The following is a 1,887-nucleotide window of genomic DNA, read 5'->3' as shown; positions in this document are numbered from 1 at the left end:
GGCATCGTGGATCAACCGAGCCTGCCACGCTTCACGGCCTATACGAATTACGACAACTATGTCGCCACCGACAGCTGGACGACGATTGGCATCAATGTGGCCGAATATAATGACCAGGGCTGCTTTGATGCCGCGACTAACCGCTTCGTCGCGCCGGTCGCCGGAACCTACCTCTTCGGGGCATCGCTGCTCTTCAAGATCAATTCCAGCAGCAACGCCCGGATGCGCGGGCGGCTGGCGCTGAATGGGTCCACGGAAATCAAGGGCTCGCTGGGCGAGATATCCAGCGCGCATGTGTCCGAAGCCACGGCACTCTGGCTGCAGACCATGGTGTCGCTGGAAGCGGGCGATACCGTCGCGCTGCAGGGCACGTTCCGGGCGGCGGACGGGTATTTCGCCGCCGACCACACCACATTCTGGGGAGCGAAGATCGGATGACACCGAAGCGTCTCGACGACATGCTGCAGATGAGCGAGAGCGAATTCGAGGATCTGCTGGCGCGCGCCGCGCAGGAGGGCGCACGGCGCGCGCTGGTCAATGCCGGTCTCGACGGCAAGGAAGCTGCCCTCGATATCCGCGACCTGCGCGCGCTCTTGGAGGGCATCCGGCTGATGCGCCGGACGGCCGCACAGACAATCATCCGCATGCTGACCGCAGGCCTGATCCTGACCCTGCTGGCCGGGATTGCGCTGAAGCTGAAACTCTTCGGCGAGACCGGCTGATCCGCCGCGCGGCAATCAGAGCCACCCACACACCCATCACCCCATGGCCCGCCCATCCGCCGGGCTTTTTCGTATCCGGAGGATATCCATGACCACCCGTTTCTACCGCCATTGGCGCGACGTGCCGAAAGACAGCTGGCGCTGGCCGCACTTCTCGCCCGCCGAGATCGCCTGCCGCGGCACCGGATCAATCCTGGTCCATGAAGAGGCCCTCAACCGGCTGCAGGCGCTCCGCACCCGCCTCGGCAAATCGCTGATCGTGAACTCGGCCTATCGCAGCCCAGAGCATAATGCCCGGGTGCGCGGTGCCAAACGTTCCAAGCACCTGGAAGGCATCGCCTTCGACATCTCCATGGCAAATCACGATCCGGCGGCTTTCGAGAAGGCGGCAAGGGCCGAAGGCTTTCTGGGCTTCGGCACCTATCCTCGGTCCGGCTTCATACATATCGATCTCGGCCCCGCCCGGCGCTGGGGCGAGCCGTTTCCGGCCCGCGCCATCCCCTTCGCCGAAGATCAGCCGCCCGCGCGGGAGCACCTGGCCGACAGCCGCACGATGAAAGGCAGCGGCGCAGCCGGGCTCGCGACCGTCGGCGCGGCCGGCATCGAGATTGCCCAGGACACGCTCGGCGACGCACAATCGGCGATCCAGCCGCTGATCCCATATCTCGACATCTTGCGCTGGGCCTTCATCGCCCTGGCGCTGGCCGGGATCGGCCTGACCGTCTGGGCCCGGCTCGACGACTGGAACCGGGGGCGTCGGTGATGGGCGCCCTCGCTGCGCTGCTGGCGTCGCGCTGGGCGCGGCGGCTGGCCATCGGGATCGCGCTGATCGGCGCGGTCCTGCATTTTCTCATCAACCTGCGGCGTGCCGGTGAAACCGCCGGTCGCCACGCCGAACGCCTGAACCAGATGGATCGCCTGAATGACATCCAACGTCGCATGCTGGAGGCATCCAGTACCCGTCCTCGTGATCGCGATGAGCTTGCTGAGCGCCTGCGCGACGGGCGGTTCTGATCCAAGTCGCGCGGTCTGCCCGCCAGTCGTGGCTTATGATCAGGCCGCGCAGGAAAAGGCAGCGGCGGAGGTGGCGAACTTACCTGAGGATGCCGCGCTGGTCGGGATGATGGCGGATTACGCAGTCATACGGGCGCAGACGCGGGCGTGC

The 1,887-nt window shown here is 65.9% G+C and carries 4 protein-coding genes; all 4 read left to right on the top strand.

Annotation, left to right across the window (positions count from 1 at the left end):
* On the top strand, positions 1–438 hold a 438-nt coding region (locus H4P12_RS18545; protein ID WP_425498241.1), incomplete at its 5' end, for a C1q-like domain-containing protein.
* Positions 435–722, top strand: coding sequence for a DUF6127 family protein (locus H4P12_RS18540; RefSeq protein ID WP_187795106.1), 288 nt, complete (start codon positions 435–437; stop codon positions 720–722). The genes H4P12_RS18545 and H4P12_RS18540, both read left to right, overlap by 4 nt.
* Positions 723–810: 88 nt before the next feature.
* On the top strand, positions 811–1,485 hold the full coding sequence (locus tag H4P12_RS18535; protein ID WP_187795105.1) for a YcbK family protein: 675 nt from the start codon (positions 811–813) through the stop codon (positions 1,483–1,485).
* Complete coding sequence (locus H4P12_RS18530) at positions 1,485–1,736, top strand: hypothetical protein (RefSeq protein WP_187795104.1); 252 nt, start codon at positions 1,485–1,487, stop codon at positions 1,734–1,736. Before H4P12_RS18535 ends, H4P12_RS18530 begins: the two co-directional genes overlap by 1 nt.
* The last annotated feature ends 151 nt before the right edge of the window (positions 1,737–1,887 follow it).

The sequence above is a fragment of the Paracoccus amoyensis genome, from assembly GCF_014490725.1.
GTDB classification, from domain to species: domain Bacteria; phylum Pseudomonadota; class Alphaproteobacteria; order Rhodobacterales; family Rhodobacteraceae; genus Paracoccus; species Paracoccus amoyensis.
This window is presented reverse-complemented; position numbering and strand designations above follow the sequence as displayed.